The sequence below is a fragment of the Oleiphilus sp. HI0128 genome, assembly GCF_001635365.1.
The window spans coordinates 1-329 of sequence record NZ_LWGG01000646.1 but is presented as its reverse complement, the minus strand read 5'-3'; the positions used below and the strand labels follow the sequence as shown (position 1 = coordinate 329).

The following is a 329-nucleotide window of genomic DNA, read 5'->3' as shown; positions in this document are numbered from 1 at the left end:
ATTCCTCACTCTGAACACCGTCGATATCGATAGTCAAAATCACAAAATAATAAGTGCCTGCTACCATATCATCGATCTGCGCACTGGTATCCGAGCCACTACCTACAACAACACTTTGAGCTAAGTTTGATGCATCTGTACCATATCGAATAAGGTAACTGTCAATTTCGTTTAAATCTAGAGCAGTACCATCCGCTCTTTCTTCTGGAATTGACCACTCCAAGGCTATCGACTGTAAAACCTCAAGCTCATTAATTTCTACATTAGCAACTGACGACACCTGCTGCCCCACAGAATTGGATACAATGACATCATAAGCTCCGGCATCT

Annotated in this window: 1 protein-coding gene; it reads right to left on the bottom strand. The window is 42.2% G+C overall.

The window, feature by feature from the left end:
- Positions 1-329, bottom strand: a 329-nt coding sequence (locus A3763_RS28470) for a fibronectin type III domain-containing protein (protein ID WP_197482846.1), incomplete at both ends; no start/stop codon positions are given.